The organism is Bacillus sp. AFS018417 (genome assembly GCF_002560985.1).
Lineage (GTDB): Bacteria > Bacillota > Bacilli > Bacillales > Bacillaceae_G > Bacillus_A > Bacillus_A rhizoplanae.
On the sequence record NZ_NTTM01000047.1, the window covers coordinates 14176 to 32153 of the forward strand.

General features: G+C 34.0%; 16 protein-coding genes and 1 pseudogene. 10 read left to right on the forward strand and 7 right to left on the reverse strand.

Annotated features, from left to right (window positions below; all coding sequences use genetic code 11):
- Positions 1 to 4 precede the first annotated feature (4 nt).
- Complete coding sequence (locus CN326_RS18460; protein ID WP_098310433.1) at positions 5 to 853, reverse strand: VOC family protein; 849 nt, start codon at positions 851 to 853, stop codon at positions 5 to 7.
- Positions 854 to 1243: 390 nt separating this feature from the next.
- Here CN326_RS18460 and CN326_RS18465 point away from each other — a divergent pair, with 390 nt between their 5' ends.
- Positions 1244 to 2698, forward strand: a complete 1455-nt coding sequence (locus CN326_RS18465; protein WP_483295655.1) for a flavin monoamine oxidase family protein — start codon at positions 1244 to 1246, stop codon at positions 2696 to 2698.
- Between the two features lie 210 nt (positions 2699 to 2908).
- On the opposite strand, the gene CN326_RS18470 is transcribed toward CN326_RS18465, so the two are convergent.
- Positions 2909 to 3679: an alpha/beta fold hydrolase gene (locus tag CN326_RS18470; protein ID WP_483295657.1), complete on the reverse strand. Its 771-nt coding sequence runs from the start codon at positions 3677 to 3679 to the stop codon at positions 2909 to 2911.
- Between the two features lie 1042 nt (positions 3680 to 4721).
- Here CN326_RS18470 and CN326_RS18475 point away from each other — a divergent pair.
- The 4 genes from CN326_RS18475 (at position 4722) to CN326_RS18490 (ending at position 8932) form a co-directional block, all read left to right on the forward strand.
- Complete coding sequence (locus CN326_RS18475) at positions 4722 to 5618, forward strand: LysR family transcriptional regulator (protein WP_098310435.1); 897 nt, start codon at positions 4722 to 4724, stop codon at positions 5616 to 5618.
- A 58-nt stretch (positions 5619 to 5676) separates the two neighbouring features.
- The gene (locus CN326_RS18480; RefSeq protein WP_098310436.1) at positions 5677 to 6510 is read left to right on the forward strand and encodes a YitT family protein; all 834 of its coding nucleotides are present in this window, start codon (positions 5677 to 5679) and stop codon (positions 6508 to 6510) included.
- Positions 6511 to 6938: 428 nt separating this feature from the next.
- Positions 6939 to 7943 carry an LCP family protein gene (locus CN326_RS18485; protein WP_098310437.1) on the forward strand — a complete coding sequence of 335 codons (1005 nt, stop codon included), beginning with the start codon at positions 6939 to 6941 and terminating at the stop codon, positions 7941 to 7943.
- A gap of 311 nt (positions 7944 to 8254) precedes the next feature.
- A complete protein-coding gene (locus CN326_RS18490; protein ID WP_098310438.1) occupies positions 8255 to 8932 on the forward strand; it encodes an MgtC/SapB family protein in 678 nt (225 codons plus the stop codon).
- A 150-nt stretch (positions 8933 to 9082) separates the two neighbouring features.
- On the opposite strand, the gene CN326_RS18495 is transcribed toward CN326_RS18490, so the two are convergent.
- Together CN326_RS18495 and CN326_RS18500 are read right to left on the reverse strand one after the other, a co-directional pair.
- Positions 9083 to 10051: a DMT family transporter gene (locus tag CN326_RS18495; RefSeq protein ID WP_255258161.1), complete on the reverse strand. Its 969-nt coding sequence runs from the start codon at positions 10049 to 10051 to the stop codon at positions 9083 to 9085.
- Between the two features lie 79 nt (positions 10052 to 10130).
- Entirely contained in the window at positions 10131 to 10745 is a 615-nt protein-coding gene (locus tag CN326_RS18500) for a LysE/ArgO family amino acid transporter (protein WP_098310439.1), read from the reverse strand.
- Between the two features lie 298 nt (positions 10746 to 11043).
- Between CN326_RS18500 and CN326_RS18505 the strand changes: the two genes are divergently transcribed.
- The 3 genes from CN326_RS18505 (at position 11044) to CN326_RS18515 (ending at position 13696) form a co-directional block, all read left to right on the forward strand.
- Positions 11044 to 12495, forward strand: coding sequence for an aminotransferase-like domain-containing protein (locus CN326_RS18505; RefSeq protein ID WP_098310440.1), 1452 nt, complete (start codon positions 11044 to 11046; stop codon positions 12493 to 12495).
- 35 nt (positions 12496 to 12530) lie between these two features.
- A complete protein-coding gene (locus CN326_RS18510) occupies positions 12531 to 12698 on the forward strand; it encodes a DUF3933 family protein (protein ID WP_098310441.1) in 168 nt (55 codons plus the stop codon).
- A gap of 272 nt (positions 12699 to 12970) precedes the next feature.
- Positions 12971 to 13696 carry a class I SAM-dependent methyltransferase gene (locus CN326_RS18515; RefSeq protein ID WP_098310442.1) on the forward strand — a complete coding sequence of 242 codons (726 nt, stop codon included), beginning with the start codon at positions 12971 to 12973 and terminating at the stop codon, positions 13694 to 13696.
- Between the two features lie 14 nt (positions 13697 to 13710).
- Here CN326_RS18515 and CN326_RS18520 read toward each other — a convergent pair whose 3' ends face one another.
- Positions 13711 to 14679 carry a patatin-like phospholipase family protein gene (locus CN326_RS18520; protein ID WP_098310443.1) on the reverse strand — a complete coding sequence of 323 codons (969 nt, stop codon included), beginning with the start codon at positions 14677 to 14679 and terminating at the stop codon, positions 13711 to 13713.
- Positions 14680 to 14910: 231 nt separating this feature from the next.
- A complete protein-coding gene (locus CN326_RS18525; RefSeq protein ID WP_098310444.1) occupies positions 14911 to 15069 on the reverse strand; it encodes a YjcZ family sporulation protein in 159 nt (52 codons plus the stop codon).
- A 249-nt stretch (positions 15070 to 15318) separates the two neighbouring features.
- Here CN326_RS18525 and CN326_RS18530 point away from each other — a divergent pair, with 249 nt between their 5' ends.
- A complete protein-coding gene (locus CN326_RS18530) occupies positions 15319 to 16092 on the forward strand; it encodes a YwqG family protein (protein WP_098310445.1) in 774 nt (257 codons plus the stop codon).
- Positions 16093 to 16349: 257 nt separating this feature from the next.
- Positions 16350 to 17516 (forward strand): transglutaminase domain-containing protein, encoded by a 1167-nt coding sequence (locus tag CN326_RS18535; RefSeq protein ID WP_098310446.1) that lies wholly within the window; start codon positions 16350 to 16352, stop codon positions 17514 to 17516.
- A gap of 135 nt (positions 17517 to 17651) precedes the next feature.
- On the opposite strand, the pseudogene CN326_RS18540 reads toward CN326_RS18535, so the two are convergent.
- Positions 17652 to 17834, reverse strand: a pseudogene (locus CN326_RS18540) (ArsR/SmtB family transcription factor); the annotation flags it as partial.
- Positions 17835 to 17978: the final 144 nt, after the last annotated feature.

Genomic DNA, 17978 nt, shown 5'->3' on the forward strand with positions numbered 1-17978 from the left:
TTCTTCAAATACATAATTGAATATGGTTACCTGAAGGATCTTTTGTAACAATAACCTCATCTGTTACTGTTACTGATGCCCCAATGTCTTGGAGACGTTTCACAGCTTGAGTTCGTGTTTCTTCATCTGGGAATAAAAGTGAAAAATGCTTTAATCCCACGCTGTTTGCTGCCGGAGAAGGTGCCCCAATACCATTCCATGTATTTAAACCGATATGATGATGATATTTTCCCGATGAGATAAACAATGCTTGATGACCGTATCTACTTACAGCATCAAATCCAAGACCAGCACAATAAAACTCCTCTGCTTTTCCTAAATCAGCAACATGTAAATGAATATGTCCCATTACTGTGTCACTCGGAAGACCAGTCCAGGTTTCGTCTTTAGCGGCCGCTAAAATGTCACTTGCTATAGGCTCAGTTGTCATTGTTACTTGCCCGTCATTCCACTCCCATGTTTCAAAAGGACGGTCTACATAAATTTCAATTCCATTTCCATCAGGATCTGCTAAATAAACGGCTTCACTCACAAGATGATCAGAGGCCCCTTGTAAAGGATAATCCGTTTGGATGAGATGATATAATACCTTTGCTAAATCGGAGCGATGAGGTAATAAAATTGCAAAATGATATAAACCAGTTGTGCGTGGTTGTTTTGGTAATATATTTTCTAGTTGTTCGATTGTTAAAAGTGGAGTTTTTCCATCTGCTGTTAGTACAGCTTTCGTTTCTGATTGTTCGAGTATTTGGAATCCTAATTTTTCTCGATAAAAAGAAAGGGAGCGTCCTAGATTTTCAATTAATATGTGAACATGACTTACAAAAGTATAAGGATGATGTTGAAATTTCATCTTTGTTCCTCCTTTGTTCGTAATAAAGTTTTAGTGATGTAAATTAGTTTGAATGAACAATCGAAAAGCATTAAAAACATTAAATATTATTTAATTACTTTATGTAAGTAAGTATAGAATTGTGTTTAAGTTATGTCAAGTATATTACTAAAAAATCGTATTTATGAAATGTATTAAATGCTTATTTGTTACGAAATAGGGTGGGGAATTTGTGGGGAAATATGTTATTTGGCTCTGGTATTAGCATTTGTAGTAAAGGGACCTTATATTTAGCAAATTATCAATGGAATTAATCCTTTTTTCGAAATCTTAAACAAAAAGAACTACACATAGGTGTCCTTTTCATTGAATATAATGCAATGAAATCCTTTTGAAGAGGAGTAAATAAGGATGCCTCAAAATATAAATAATCAATTATTAATGGAGCAAATGATTCATATCATTAGAAATGGCCTTCATAAATCACAAGTTCCTAAACATGTCATTATTGTTGGTGCAGGATTAGCAGGATTAGTTGGAGCATCTTTATTAAAGGAAGCTGGGCATAAAGTTACGATTTTGGAGGCAGATAATAGAATAGGAGGGAGAGTGTACACTGTACGATCTCCGTTTAACAATGGACTATATTTTAATGCAGGGTCTATGCGCATTCCAGATGTACACACTTTAACCTCGGCATATATTCAAAAGTTTGGATTGTCTACGAATCGTTTTATTAACCGAACTCCTTTGGATATCATTTATGCAAATGGCATAAAAACGCGTCTCAATATATTTGAACAAAATCCAAGTGTTCTAAAATACCCAGTTATGCCAAACGAAAGAGGAAAAACAGCTGAAGAGCTAATGCTTTCAGTTTTACAACCGATTATAAATTTTATAAAACAAGATCCAGTGAAAAACTGGTTTGTTATAGAAAAACAATATAGAAAATATTCATTAGGTTTCGTTTTAAATTCTTATCTTTCAGACGGTGCAATTGACATGATTGGCATTCTTCTTGACATGGAAGCGTATATGGGGATGTCCGTGGTTGAAGTATTGCGAGAGATGATATTTTTTACATCAACAAATGAATTTTATGAGATTACGGGTGGCATGGATGTATTACCACAATCCTTTTTACCACAGCTAAAAGAAAATATACTATTTCATCAAAAAGTGACAGATATTATTCAGCAAAATGAGAGTGTTACGATTCGTTCTATTTATGAGAAAACCTCAGAACAATTTATGGTAACAGGTGATCGTGCTATTATAACTATTCCTTTTTCTGCATTACGCTTTGTGAAAATTGAACCGTTTGATTCTTTTTCTTATTACAAAAGAAGAGCTATTCGTGAGCTTAACTATATAGCTGCAACTAAAATCGCGATTGAATTTAAAAGCCGTTTTTGGGAAAGAATTGGTCAATATGGTGGTAAATCTATCACTGATTTGCCAATTCGATTTACGTACTATCCGAGCTATGGTATACAAACAACAGGAGCAGCGGTGGTTTTAGCCAGTTATACATGGGCGGATGAAGCGTTAACGTGGGACAGCCTATCTAATGAAGAGCGTATTCAATATGCTTTAAAGAATTTGGCAGAGTTATACGGTAATCAAGTTTATTCCGAATTCGTTTCAGGAGCATCCTTTAGCTGGAGTCAAAGCCCTTATTCTTGCGGAGCTTTCACAGCTTTTGAGCCAGGACAAGAATTGGAACTATACCCTTATATAAAAATACCTGAGGGAAGGGTGCATTTTGCTGGGGAGCATACGACAGTTACACATGGTTGGATGCAGGGAGCAATTGAATCTGGAATTCGAGTTGCATATGAGGTCAATGGTTTACCAAAATAAAAATATGAAATTCGAATAGATAGGGGGAAATTTATAATGAATTGGATTAGGAGGGGCTTTGGAAAGTATATTGAAAAGGATCTAATTCTATTGAATTAGATCCTTTTTGATACATAGTTTAAGTTGATAAATTCATTTTAAATCTTATGTTTACAATTTAATTAAAAAAGATGGTACACGATTCTCTTTATCTAATAAAAATAATTGGTTTTACGATGATGCGTCTAGTAAAAACTGAGAATACAGATCGTAAAAATAATTTGGTCGAAATATATTTGCAGCATGACCAGCCAATGGGATTTCTTTATATGAAACATTTGGAAGAATAGTTTTTAAATCAAATAAACAAGATTTATAAAGATGATCATATTCTCCCATTACCCATAGAATCGGTTGCGTAAGTTCTCGTAACCGAGATTTTAAATCGAATTCTAAACGATGTCGCAGTGACTCTCTAATAATAGATGAGTGCAATTGTAATCCAAATCGATAGTAAATATTTTTGGAAACAATTGCAAATGGATTTGCTTTCAGTATACCACTTGGGAAGATGGTATTTGCATACTGGTAAAGCCAAGTGGAATATTCATTATTTCTTGTCTCCCAAAACTTTTGGAAGACATTAAACAAAACAGAGGGGTTATTATAATGACCTCCGATATGACAAAGGCTCAATACTTTTTCAGGATACATATGAGCAAATATAGTGGCAATATAACATCCATAGCTTAGAGCACAAATATGTGCTTGCTGGATTCCCTCTTTTTCATAAAGATCTGTTAACTGCTGTACTAATTGATCTAAAGAAAAATCAATTGCTTGTCCTTTATCGTCACCATGACCGAGTAAATCATACGTTATGATGTTGTAAGATGAGGAAAATAGCTTACACTCTTTTTTAAATGCACGACGATTCCCAACTAACCCATGGATAAATATGATAGTTTTTTTACTAAGCTCCTGTTGTGTTTGCAAAAATATGCCCCTTTCAAGTCTGTGTTAGAAAAAAGAAAATACGTTCTACTAGAATGTTGTCATTATCAATGAACTGAGGTGATTGATGTGGTGTTAATTATCATTCTTATAATATCGAGTATAGCAATATAGTGTATATAACCGTATATAGGCACTACTTTGATATTCATAATGATAGAAAATACGATATAAGAATGGCTCCTCTGTGCTGAGGATATATGTGAGAACGATTTTTAATATAACGAAAAATAAAATTTATTTATATATGAATTTAAAATAAGTTTTGGTGAGTTAATTTGTTTTCATTTTGAATGTTTAATAGATTGAGTATTATTGTTTTTATTAATCATTTTTAAGTACTAGGTAATAATACTAGATAATTATAGGATTTGTAAAGATAACTCTCCGATAGGGTCTCAGCAGTTGTAAGGGATGTTTAATTTATAATTTGGACAGTGTTTTTTAGAAAATCGTATAAAAATATATAATGAAGAGAAGTATGCCGATTTAATGGAATGTTTTTTTATTAGATCTAGTCATCATTTTTTTAAATGATTTCTATTAAAATAATTCATTTTATTTATTCTTATTCTAAATATATAATAGTGATTAGGTGAGTGTGAAGAGGGAAATGTTGTATAGTTTCTTTATATGCCGTATACATCATTTGAGAATGGACATTTATATAAACTGGCAGCTTAAGTTTGAAATCAATCGTTTTCGATTCGAGTATACATGGTTAAAAGTATATAAGGTTGTCCATGAAGCTAACTATTTCTATGAAAATAGTTAGCTTCATGGGTGTTTCAGGACAAATTTTACTGTATGCATCTTATATAACCGAGAGAAGTCATTTATAAAAATTTACATGAATATAACACATGTTTACCTTTGGCATTATATATCTTGTAACATCAATTTTCGTTATTATGGCAATATAGGTATAACAATAAATTGATGTTAGAAAAGTATATGTAACCTTTATAATATAAACCGTAATTTATGCTATTGAAGATGAAATAACGATTGTACAACAGGAGGTGGCACTATGGAGTTACGTCATTTGAAAACTTTTATTATTGTAGCGGAAAGCGGTGGATTTACAAGGGCTGGAGAATGGCTCGGATATACACAATCAACAATCACCAATCATATTCAATCTTTAGAAGAAGAAGTTGGAAGCCCTTTGTTTGATCGTCTTGGTAAAAAGGTGATTTTAACTGAAGTAGGAGAGCATATGCTTTCTTATGCGCAAAAAATATTAGAATTATCTAATGAGGCGCTGGAGTCATCTCAAATGAACGGTAAACCATCAGGAACGATACGTATTGGGGCAAACGAGTCTTTAATGATATATCGATTACCTGTGATTTTATATGAATTTAAAAAGAAATATCCGCAAGTTCATATCATTTTACAGCCATCAGAGAGCCAGGAGTTACATAATGAGTTAAAGTCAGGTAAATTTGATTTTGCTTTATTTACAAATCCGGAAAAGCTTGGTGTAGATATTGTCACTCATTCCCTTGTTCGAGAAACAGTTGTGCTTGTTGCTCCACCAGGGCATCAGCTAACGAAACAAAAAATCGTTACCCCTGCTGATTTAGAAGGAGAAATGCTACTGCTTACAGAGCCGGGAAGTTATCGAGACTTATTAGAAAAATGGATAAAAGAGGAAGGGGTTAATTGCTCACGTATTCACTTTTGGAGTATTGAGGCAATTAAACAAACTGTCATGTGCGGATTAGGATTATCGTATTTACCGCTTATTACGGTTAAGGAGGAAATTGAGCGTGGCAAGTTAATCGCTCTTCCATGGGTATACAGTGAGGATTTTGTTACAACGGAACTGGCATACCATAAAAATAAATGGTTGACTCCGGCGATGAAAAAATTAATTGAAATGATAGAGAAACATGCAGAGAAATGGAGAGCGACAACTTAGTTTCCTAAGATGTTGAATTATAACATACATGTAAAGGCATAGATGGGAGGAAAATGTAATGAATGAACGTACGAAAGAGATTTTACTTGTTATAGTTGGATCATTATTATTTGCGATTGGGATTAACTTTTTTGCTATTCCAAATCGATTATCAGAAGGGGGGATTATCGGTCTTACTGTTATTACCTACTATTTGTTTGACTGGTCTCCTGGTCTTGTAAACCTTATAATGAATGTCATTTTACTTGCAATCGGTTATAAATTTTTTGATAAGAAAACGATGGTGTATACAATTCTTGGTATTATATCTACATCTTTCTTTTTATATATCACAGAAGGCGTTGCAACTCCAGTAAATAATGATACATTATTAGCAGCTCTTTTTGCAGGGAGTTTTGTTGGGGTTGGCTTAGGATTTATGTTTCGAGCAGGTGGCACATCGGGTGGTTCGGCTATCATAGCTAGGTTAGCAAATCAATATTTAGGCTGGAGCGTCGGGAAAGGTGTATTAATTATTGATATCGTTGTTATTGCCGGCTCAGTGTTTATTATCGGACAGGAGAAAGCGATGTATACACTTGTAGCGGTCTTTATTGGTGCGAAGGTCATTGATTTTATTGTAGAAGGAATGGATACAAGAACAGCTGTGACAATTATTTCAAACTATCCAGATGTTATTCGAGAGTCCATTATGCAGCACATGACGCGTGGTGTAACAGTATTAGAAGGACGAGGCGGTTACACAGGAAATAATAAGGAAGTATTATATATTGTTATCAATAAACAAGAACTCGTTCAATTAAAACAAGTCGTGAGTAGAAAAGATGAAAATGCATTTGTTGTTATTCATGATGTACGTGATGTATTAGGTGGTGGCTTTAAAGCGAGTTGAAAAAACTGGCCTTCAAATATTTGGGGGCCAGTTTTTTTATTTCAATATTTAAATGAGATTCTTATTTAAATTTGACAATATGGAAGTGGAGATAGTTTGAAGGCTTATAGTTATGTAAATGGTGCAGTTTTTTCTGTTTGTGTATTAAGAAATTACCGTAGTTCTAAGAATGAAATAATTCTATAAAGATTGTTGGAAATAATACCAAATAAGAAAAAATTATTTAAAAATCCCCAAAAATATTCATTTTTAGATTAAGTTCTTAGTAGGTTGTAACAAATTGATGTTACTTTTTATTTAGTAAAGAGTTATTATTAGTACTTAAAAATCCTTACAAAAATGTAAGGTGAATGAAATGTAATTCGATACAAAGAATGCTGCATTTCAATTAAACTAGTAAGAGGAAATGTTTCGAAAGGAGAGGCGAAATGACAGAAGATATAGAAGTAATGAGTAGAAGTGAAAAGAAAAAAATGCGCTCCAAAAAAAAAGGCTTTTTATGGTTTCTGACAATTCCCTTTTTACTTCTTATTATTGGCGGGATAAGTTATAGTTCATTTATATATAGTAAAGCAAAAGCGGTTGCAAGTAATTCTTATGCAGAAATAAATAAGTCTAGTAAACGTGATAAAGAGGTGGCACCTTTAAAAGATAATATTTCTATTTTAATTATGGGAGTGGATGAAAGCGAACAAAGAAAAAGCCAATACGGTGAAGCTGTTCGCACTGATGCTTTGTTATTGGCAACGATTAACAAAGATGATAAATCAGTAAAGTTAGTAAGCATCCCACGCGATTCGCGTGTATATATTTCATCACGAAAAAAATCAGATAAAATTACACATGCTCACGTATTTGGTGGAGTGGAAAGTACACGTGATACGGTTGAACGCTTTTTAAATGTACCTGTTGATTATTATGTGAAATTTAATTTTGAATCTTTTATTAAAATAGTAGATTCACTTGGCGGTATTGATATTGATGTACCAGTTACCTTCACAGAACAAGACAGCAAAGACCAAGCTGGTGCAATTCACCTTGAAAAAGGTTATCAACATTTAAATGGAGAACAGGCGCTTGCGTTAGCGAGAACACGTAAAATCGATAGTGATGCAATGCGTGGCCAAAGACAGCAACTTGTAATCGAAGCAATTGCAAAAAAAGCATTATCAGTTAAATCGATCACAAAGCTGAGCTCATTATTAGATGCAGTTGATAAAAATTTAAAAACAAACTTAACATTTGATGACATGCTCGCAATCGCGAAAAACATGGCAGGAACAGACTTGAACATTGAAAAATTACAAGTACAAGGTGCAGATAAACGGATTAACGGTATTTATTATTATCAACCAAATGAACAAAATGTAACGGAAATATCAAAGAAATTGAATGAACATCTTGGTATTACGGAAAAATCAGTATCTAAATAAATAGAAAAAGGTTGGCGAAAAGCCAACCTTTTTCTATGCGCCATTTTTGAATAGAAGTTATTTAACTCCACCAGTAAAAAAGGTTCGATATATTCATTTTTGAAAAAATGGGTAAGGATATTTTAATGAAACGATTACTTGATAGTTAACTATAAAATGGGAGGAAGAAGCGGAGTTTACGAATAAAATTGAGAAAATAATTTAAAAAGGAAGGGAAAGGACTAGTATTGAAAGTATAAAACAGTTATAGCTACCATTCCACCATAAAAAATTTTAAAATAATAATACTAAATGAATAAGGAGAAATGAATATGACATTTGAATTTTTACTCAAACTAGGTCTAGCACTCTTTTTTGGACTATTAATTGGAATTGATAGACAGCTGAAGAATAAACCGCTTGGTGTGAAAACGAGTATGGTAATTTCAGTAGCAAGTTGTTTAATTACGATTGTGTCTATTGAATCAGTAAATGTATATTCATCACCAGGGCATACGAATATGGATCCTATGCGCCTTGCAGCACAAATTGTTAGTGGAGTTGGTTTCCTCGGTGCAGGTGTTATTTTACGGAGAAATAATGATGTGATTTCTGGATTAACAACTGCTTCTATGGTTTGGGCAGCATCTGGCTTAGGGATTGCGATTGGCGCAGGTTTTTATTCAGAAGCAGCTGTGGCAATGGTTTTAATTATTTTGGCAATTAATGTATTTCCATATCTTATTAAATTAGCAGGACCTTATTCTTTGAGGCAAAGGGATTTATCAGTAAAAATAGTTGTTAATAAGCATCAAGAGCTAAATCAAATTTTTACACAAATTAAGCATCTAAATTTGCAAGTGAAACGTGTGAAAATTAAAGATATAGATAGCGGTTATCAACAATTAGAAATGATGATATCAGCTCCTGAAAAGTTATATACAACTGATTTATATACCTCTTTAAAAGAGATGAAACAAAGCGTTTCAGTAGAGGTTGAAAGTAGGTAAGTTTTAATAGTAATATAAAAACTTCAAGAATTTGGGCATTATATTTCGTATAAGTAATAGTTGTATAAGTGATTCGTAACACTTTTTAATAAAAAATAAAGCCATGAAAACATCCTGTTATCATGGCTTTTTACATGGGAATTTTAAATTTTAAGCGCTAATTTCTCGATTATGAACAATTTTTCTTTTTTGTGAAATATAGCTGTGTAAAATCATACCAAGCATGATAAGAAACATGCTGCACCAAGATAAAGCAGAAGGGAATGGAGATGCTAATAAAACTAATTCTCCAGCTACTGTAAATAGTACTTCCATAGACTGAGTTGCTTCGACAGCAGCTAATTTTTGCATATTGTTCCTTACCATATCAGTTGCGTAGAAGAAGAGTACAGTTGCGATTACTCCAGAGCAAATGGCAACCAAACTAGATTGAATTGTCTGTTCTTTGCTGGGCATACCAACAGTAATGAATCCATATATTGATAGCAAAATCCAAAATGGTAAACTAGCTAATGTCATACCTAATACACGTTGATAAGCATCTAAACGCCCTTTACATACATCCATCATTTTACGATTGCCAAGTGGATAAGCAAACGAAGCTATGATTACAGGGAGCACACCTAATAATACATTTTTTAAAGAAAGGTGATTTGCTTGTTCTATAAGCATAAGAGTGATACCAAAAAGAATAATGAGTGACATCGCAAGACCTTTAAATGGTATGGTACCTCTAATTTTTATTGGGCCATCTGCTGTTTCAATCGTTTCTGAAAATAATGGTGCAAGTAATGAACCTGAAATAATTGTAATTTGCCATGTCCCAGCAGTTAGCCACCCTGGTGCATATGTTGCGGCAAAGCAAAGAGGTGCATAAAATAATCCAAATCCTACAAAGCTCCATAAAATCCATGTTTTTGGCCGTTCTTTCATGACTTTGAGAAGAGGACGTAAACTTTTTCTACTCATAACAATAAGCAAAAGCAACGGAACCATAAAGAAATATCGAAGTGACGCACTCCAAATCCAACTTCCGCCAGATAATTCCATAGCTCTGTTCAGAACGAACGTAAAAGCAAAAAAGAATGCCGCACAAATACCTAAAAAAATGGGACGCAATCCGTTCACCTCGATTTATCTGTTAATTCAGTGATTTCTTTATAATAAACTGATTTTTCTGGTGATACAAGCGACTTTTTTATTTTATGAAAAGCTTTGCTAACATATAAAACGCAACTCCCCAAATAATAACACCAGAAATTTTATTTAGTAGTTTGATTTTTGTTCCGGATGAATCTACTTTTCCTAGCATTCGTCCAGCGATAGCTAACCCTATAAAACATATCCAAGAAACAAAAATTGTTGCAAAGGTAAATGCCCATTTTTCAGTACCTATGTATTGAATAGAATTTGTTCCAATTACTCCAATCGTATCTAAAATAGCATGTGGATTTAATAAAGAGACCGAAGCTGCGAACACAATTTGTTTTTTGATAGTCATCGTTTGTACTTCATTTTTGGAAACAGTAGGTTCACTTTTCCATATCACCCAGCCCATGTAAAGAAGAAAGAAAAAACCTATAGTATAGAGTATAGTTGTTAACCATGAAAATGTTAATAGCATAAGAGATACACCCTGCACAGCAAATAAGATTAAAATAGTATCACAGATTGCCGCCGTTATAACAACTGGTGCAGCCTTCAATAAGGTAGATTGACTGGCCCCTTGATTAAAAACAAACACATTTTGTACACCTAAAGGTATAATAAGTCCAAATGCAAGAACGATTCCGTGAAGTATTGCTTCACTCATTTCATCTCCTCCTATATAGAATTATAATTGTATCCCGCATTCCTATGTGAAAATTTAAAGGAAGCAGAGAACATTGCTCATAAAAGCCCAATTGGTTCAACTAACCATCAGTGGGGATGAAGAAAACCCCCCACTGATGGAAGTTTCACTTTATCGGTAGAAACGAAGAAACTCCTAACCGGTGGAAGTTTCACTTTATTATATAAATGAAAATATCAATTGTATCCATCCATATGGTTGGATGATGAACCAACCAAAGTATATACTACAAGTATAAAAATCTAGTTGGAGTGATTTAATGGAATGGTTTGAATGGAATCCAAATATATCTTCTCCTATTCCTTTGTATAAACAAATTGAAGAATATTTAAAAGCGAAAATTGTCAATGGGGAGTGGACAATAGGAACAAAATTACCGTCTCAACGAGCGTTGGCCGATGCATTTAGAGTGAATCGAAGTACAATTGTAACAGCATTGGATGAGCTAGCTGCTCAAGGGTTAATCGAGGGAAACGGGAGACGAGGAACAAGAGTTATAAGCAATATATGGGACTTGCTAGTTTCTTCAGCGCTACCTGATTGGAATGCGTATGTTGAGACAGGGCTTCATTATCCTAATTTACCAACGATTCAAGAGATTAACCGGGCAGAATTTGATTCTAACATGATTCGATTAGGAACAGGTGAACTCTCGCCAGAACTTTTACCGCAAGAGAAGATGCAACGTATTATGAGTATGCTTTCGCAACAGAGCATCCCTTTAGGCTATGAAGAACCGAAAGGAGATATTTTACTGCGTGAACAGCTAGCAAAGTATTTAAAAACGTTAGGAATACAGGCATCCTCTTCATCTATTTTAGTTGTATCAGGTGGAATACAGGCCTTGCAGTTAATTTCTATGGGACTATTACAGAAAGGGGCAACAATTCTAGTTGAAAAGCCTTCTTATTTATTTTCGCTTAATATTTTTCAGTCTGCAGGGATGCGGTTAATTGGGGTTCCGATGGATCAAAATGGTGTACAACCAACGTTTGTTTCAAAGTATAAAAAACAATTCCATGGCTCACTGCTTTATACGATTCCTTCTTTTCATAATCCAACTGGTATTTTAATGGATCAAGTGCGAAGACAAGTTCTTATGGAAACTTGTAATGAGATTGGGTTGCCTATAATAGAAGATGGTGTGTATCAAGATTTGTGGATTGACTCTTTACCTTCGAAACCATTAAAAGCATATGATCGACATGGGAATGTTCTTTATGTAGGAAGTATGTCTAAAACAGTTAGTCCTGGACTGAGAATTGGCTGGATTGTAGGACCAGAGCCGGTGATTGGACGATTAGCAGATATAAAGATGCAGACAGATTATGGATCTAGTTCTTTGTCACAACAAGTTGCTGTCCAATGGTTTTTAAGTGGATTGTATGAAGAACATTTAAGTTATATTCGAAGAGAATTGCAAACACGCAGAGATGTTGCATTACAAGCGTTGGAAAAACATTTTTCACATATTGCGACGTGGGATGTACCAAAAGGCGGTTTTTACATATGGCTGCATATAATCCCCGCATTTTCTATGCAGGAGTTGTTTCATAAAGCTTTAAAAGCAGGAATTCTGCTCAATCCAGGGAATTTGTATGATCGAAATTCTGATCAATATTTACGAATTTCATACTCATATGCATCATTATACGATATTGAAAGAGGAATTGAGAAATTAGCGATGATTATACAAGAAATAAAACAATAAAGAAATGTGAAATTCTATGTTGAAGGAGAACTAAAATGAATCGATATGTAATTTGCCAAATTATAAATGAAACAAAATATTTAGCTGCTTATGCAGAAACAAAGAAAGAAGCAATTGAAAAAGCAGAACTGTTAGGATTAAGGACTGGAGAACGCTATATCGTTATTACAGTGGAAGAAGCAGAGGGATTACAATATCCATAAAAAGACGGTAGTCATAATGGCTACCGTCTTTTCACACTTGAGAAATGACTTATCCAGTTATTTCTTGGGCAGCAAGACCACTACTTCAAAATTTGGAGAGAATAAAGAAGATAGGTGGACAATAACTGCTCGTAAAATTTCCATTGAGATGAAAGGTTCATTTGAGATACAGGTGTTTCTTTTCTTGTAGTGAATTTTGATTTAGAGAGGGAATTATATACCAATGTGAGAATGTATATGTGTATTGTATGGTAGAGGAGATGAAACGAGAAATGAATCGAATACAGTATATAAGACAGAAAGAAAAACAGTATCACGAACATTTTTATGCGAATCATAAGTTATTTGAAGAAGGATCATGGTTACGTAGTCCAGTTTCGGGTGTTATTGAAATGATGAGTTTGTTTCAAGGACAACAATATGTTGCTGTGTTGGATTTAGGATGTGGGGTTGGTAGAAACAGTATGCCAATTGCCCAAAGAATAAAAACAGGGAAAGTAGTATGTGTAGATCTACTGTCGTCGGCATTGCATCGATTGAAGCAGTATAGTTATGATTTTGGTGTTGCAGATCGTATTCAAACTGTAGAGAGTAATATTGAACATTATCAAATTACTGCAAATGAATATGACTATATTGTGGCAGTATCTAGTTTAGAACATGTTCCTTCCAAGAGTGAACTTCAGAATGTATTACACAATATGAAAACAGGAACGAAAGATAAGGGGATTAATTATATTGTGATGAATTCCAGTGTGGAAGAAATCGATATGAACACGAATGTAAAGTTGGATCCTTTATTTGAAGTAAATCTGGCAACAGAAGAAATGCTTTATACGTTGCGTAAGATATATACAGGATGGGAAGAATTATGCGTAGTAGTAAAGCCTCTAGAGTATAGGATTGCAAGGGAGGAGAAGCACGTGTTATTAAGGACAAATGCAATTACTTTTTGTGTAAGAAAAAAATTGAAAATGTATGAAGCTCTGCCACGTTAACTGGCAATTTCACTTTATTGTTTGTCGAAATTAGTGGTTCGGCTACTTGTAGTACTAGATGGAGATCCAGTTCGATATTGGTTTATATATTGGGTAAAGTTCCAAGAGTGTAGAAATTTTTCAGCAGCTTGATAACCAGAGTGATAGAGCCATTCTTTCTCCTCAACACTTAAATTGAAGTTGGTACTAGTAATATTTCCGGTAGGTATTTTAATAGTACGTGCTCTTGCTTCTGTATTGAGATAGCGTAAATCGTGGGCTTGCATCATTGTTTTAAATAGCCCTTTAAACATCGAAATAGGTTCTTCATAATGAACGGGTTCAGCTTGAATCTCGTCTTTTACAAAATGAAATCCAAAGGTAGGCCAGCGGGGAATGTTTGGTGAGTCAAAAATCCATATCGGATAATTGCTGAGAATACCTCCGTCGACTATATAGCAAGGTTGCTTCCATTTAGGAGTTTTCCATTTAACAGGCTGAAAAAAGAAAGGGATTGTAGCACTCATTCTCACTGCTTTTGCAATAGAAAATTTTTTGGTAGGGAATCCATAGTGCAGTAAGTCATCAGGGAAAATGACCATTTTACCATTACTAATATCGGAAGCGATGATTTTTAAGCCTTCAGGGTTAGGTAAGTCACTAAAACAATGCACCCCTTTTTTAGATAATAAATCTTCTAACCATTGTTCTATAAAATCATTTTTATATATCCCCATTTTAACCCATACATTTATTCCTTTTCCGATAATAGGAATTTTATCTATGCATGTTTTTGTAATGAAATTTGTATAGTCAGCACCATTAATAATTGTTTTTAATTCTTTTCCTGTATAGCCACAGGCAAGAAGCGCTGCGATAATAGCACCTGCTGATGTACCGGCGACTCGCTCCCATTCATAATTGTGCTTTTCTAACGCACAGATTGCTCCGACATGTGCAATTCCTCGAACTCCGCCTCCTTCAAAGACACCATCTATTTTCATGAAAACAATTCCTTTCGATTCATTATTTATCCCGCATTAACGGGCAGTAAGCCCCCCACCTTAAGATTAAAAGAAGAGCGAAGAAGATAGGTGGGGNNGGTTCAACTAACCATCAGTGGGGGATGAAGAAAACCCCCACTGATGGAAGTTTCACTTTATTTTTTTATATGAAATAAACAGCAAAAAAGCACGGCAAGTGCGTGCTTTTTTACAATAGTTGTTAAAGTTTACTTAGCAGATAAAACCGCCAAAGCAGCTAGCTCCAATGATGATGAGAAGGATAAATAAAACGATTAATAAAGCAAAACCGCCGCCGTATCCGCATCCTCCACAACCGTATCCGTATCCGAATCCTCCACAGCCGGGGCCATATCCGTATCCGTAACCCATATTCATTTCCTCCTTAATATGAAAAATTTAGGGGTGAACAAAGTGAAATTTATGAGGATGTACTACAAGGGATGATGAAATTGCATGTTTGTAGGAACACTGTATATTATGTAATAGGGAAGCGTTTCGATTATGACGAACAAGCCTTTTTTTCATAATGGGTATAGATATGAATAAAGAAAAATGTGAAAGAAGCACTAGCAAATTTTGTGATATGATGTAGGAAATCATGTTGAATAAGGAGTTTTTATGACAAAACATATTGAAGAATTAATCGAAAAATATCAATTGACTCATATAAAAGATGAGTTGTTGGCTACAGTATTTGAATGTATAAAAGTAGTACCAAAACAAGAAGCGGTATTACCAGTAGGTTGTTCAAAAATGGGAGGATATCCCGATCTACCAGCAACGTTAGCCTATCCTACATATAAAGGGCATCCTCTTCATTTTGTTGCACAGTTTAATTTAGCTGAACTTCAAGCTGTAGGTATGAAGAATGATTTGCCTCAAAGTGGTATGTTGTATTTTTTCTATTTTGCTGATGATGAGCAGGAAGCCTTTTGCGAGGTATATGGAAATTCAAACGTAAAAGAAGGCTGGTGTGTTTTATATTATGAAGGAGAAATAGGTGATGTACAAAAAACGAATCAAGTGAAGGGGCAATATTCTCAATGTAGAGTTACATTTGAAATAGCACAGAAACTTCCAGATTTGTTTATTGAGGACGAAGAGGATTCAGATCGTTTCTTACAATTGTTAGAGGAATTAATACCTGATTGCTATGACAATCATCAAGTTTTCGGTACACCGTTTTCAGTTCAAACAGAAGTGTTGGAAGAAGCACAGGAATATATAGGTTTGCATCATAACGAGATAACATTATTATTTCAAGTAGATTCTGACGAGGAACATTTGAACATGATGTGGGGTGATATGGGAATGTTATATTTCTGTATTGCGAATGAAGATATAAAGCAGCGACGTTTTGATAAAGCTTGCTGTATTTTGCAAAGTTTATAAAGTAAAAAAAGGCAGTTTCACGTGTATATAACGGAAGCTGCTTTTATAATTGGATCGAGTTGTTCAGCCATTATTTATTTGTATAAGAAGGTAGTTCATCGTCGTTTGAATTACATCATGTGTAAGTCATTTTTTCAACTTTAATGCGATTTATAAATGTAAAAAATCGGATTTTCTTTTTTGTGAAAATTCGTATATAGTTGATGTATGAAAGAAAGCTATTTTAAGATTATCTTATACTACGAGGATGTGATGAAATGAAGAAATCTATAAAATATGTATCTACTATGGTACTTTGCTCATCTATTATAACCGGAGCGCTTCATATGCCTTCAGTCTCATACGCTGCTACAAAACAAGTAGGAGATATGGCTAATTCTGTAAATGATGCAAAATTAATTACAGAATTTCAGCAAGAATTACAACAACATCTAAATAATCGTGAAACAAATATTACAATTAAATATAAGACGAAACATGCTAATGTACAAGAAGTTTTGGATACATTGGTGCAGGCTTATAATCAAACGTTAGAAAAAGATGAATACTTAAAATACAATATAAGCAGCACAAAGTTTTCGATTCGGGGTTTACCAGGAAATTACTCATTTACACTAAATATTTCATATCGTGAAACGAAAGAGCAATCACAGTACGTAATGAAACAAGCAAAATCAATTGTAAATTCAATAATTACAACTGGAATGGATGAGAATGAAAAAGTAAAAGCCATTCATGACTATGTAGTGAAACATGTTTCATATGACACATCGCTTCAGTCTTATACCGCATATGATGCATTAGTAAATCGTTCGGCGGTTTGCCAAGGATATGCACTATTAACGTATCAGCTATTAAAAGAGGCTGGAATTCAATCCCATATTGTAACGGGAACTGGAAATGGTCAGTCTCACGCATGGAATCTTGTAAATATTGACGGTAAATGGTATCACCTCGATACGACATTCGATGATCCAGTTCCGGATAAACAGGGACGTGTTATGTATTCTTATTTTAATATGTCTGATGAGCAAATGAGTAAAGATCATCAATGGGATCGTAGTAAATATCCAGTTGCAAATACAAACTATTATAATGAGTTAACGACTAAAATTAAAGCAGGCAATAAGAAATCCTCTAGTTATCAACAAATATTAAAAGATACAAATCTTGTTTATTTAGCACCAGAATTTGGGGCTGAAGATTACAAACAGTTAAAGCAAAAATTACAGCAAAAATTCACATCTAAACAAGAAAAGATAGAACTTTGTTACCATCAAACAGTAGATAAAACGATGCAAGATGTTAAAAAGGTATTGAATGAGATTTCTTGGCCAAAAGGAGCAAAGCAAGTATCGTATCAGGTAGCTCCTTATCAAGCACAAGCTGGATCCTCATTGTTAACAATTACATTTACTTATTAAATTGTGTGGAAGGGCATCTAAATGAAGATGCTCTTTTTTTGTGCAAGTGTATTTTGCATATTTGAGTGTTATTGATTACTGCAGTTATATTATTATATGAATTCAGAGCCTGTTAGAACTGGGACAACGGTGTTATTAATAAGGTTCTGTCGCTTGTAAAATAGTGTCTAATAATCCTGGGAACCTTTTGTTTAGATTGTCTGTCCTAATAGAGATGAAACGTTGTGTCCCTTCAATTCTTGTATACATAACACCAGATTCTCGTAATAATTTAAAGTGACGCGATAGTGTGGATTTTGCAATCGGAATTTTTACAGCCAGCTTGTATTTCTTTTCTCTATTTACATTTAAACGAAGTGGCATTAGAAGAAATATATACTATGAAACAAAGCAAAAAATAGCTTTATAGTATATATGTTAAATAAAAAATAATTATATTATGTAAACTGAAATACTAAAGCA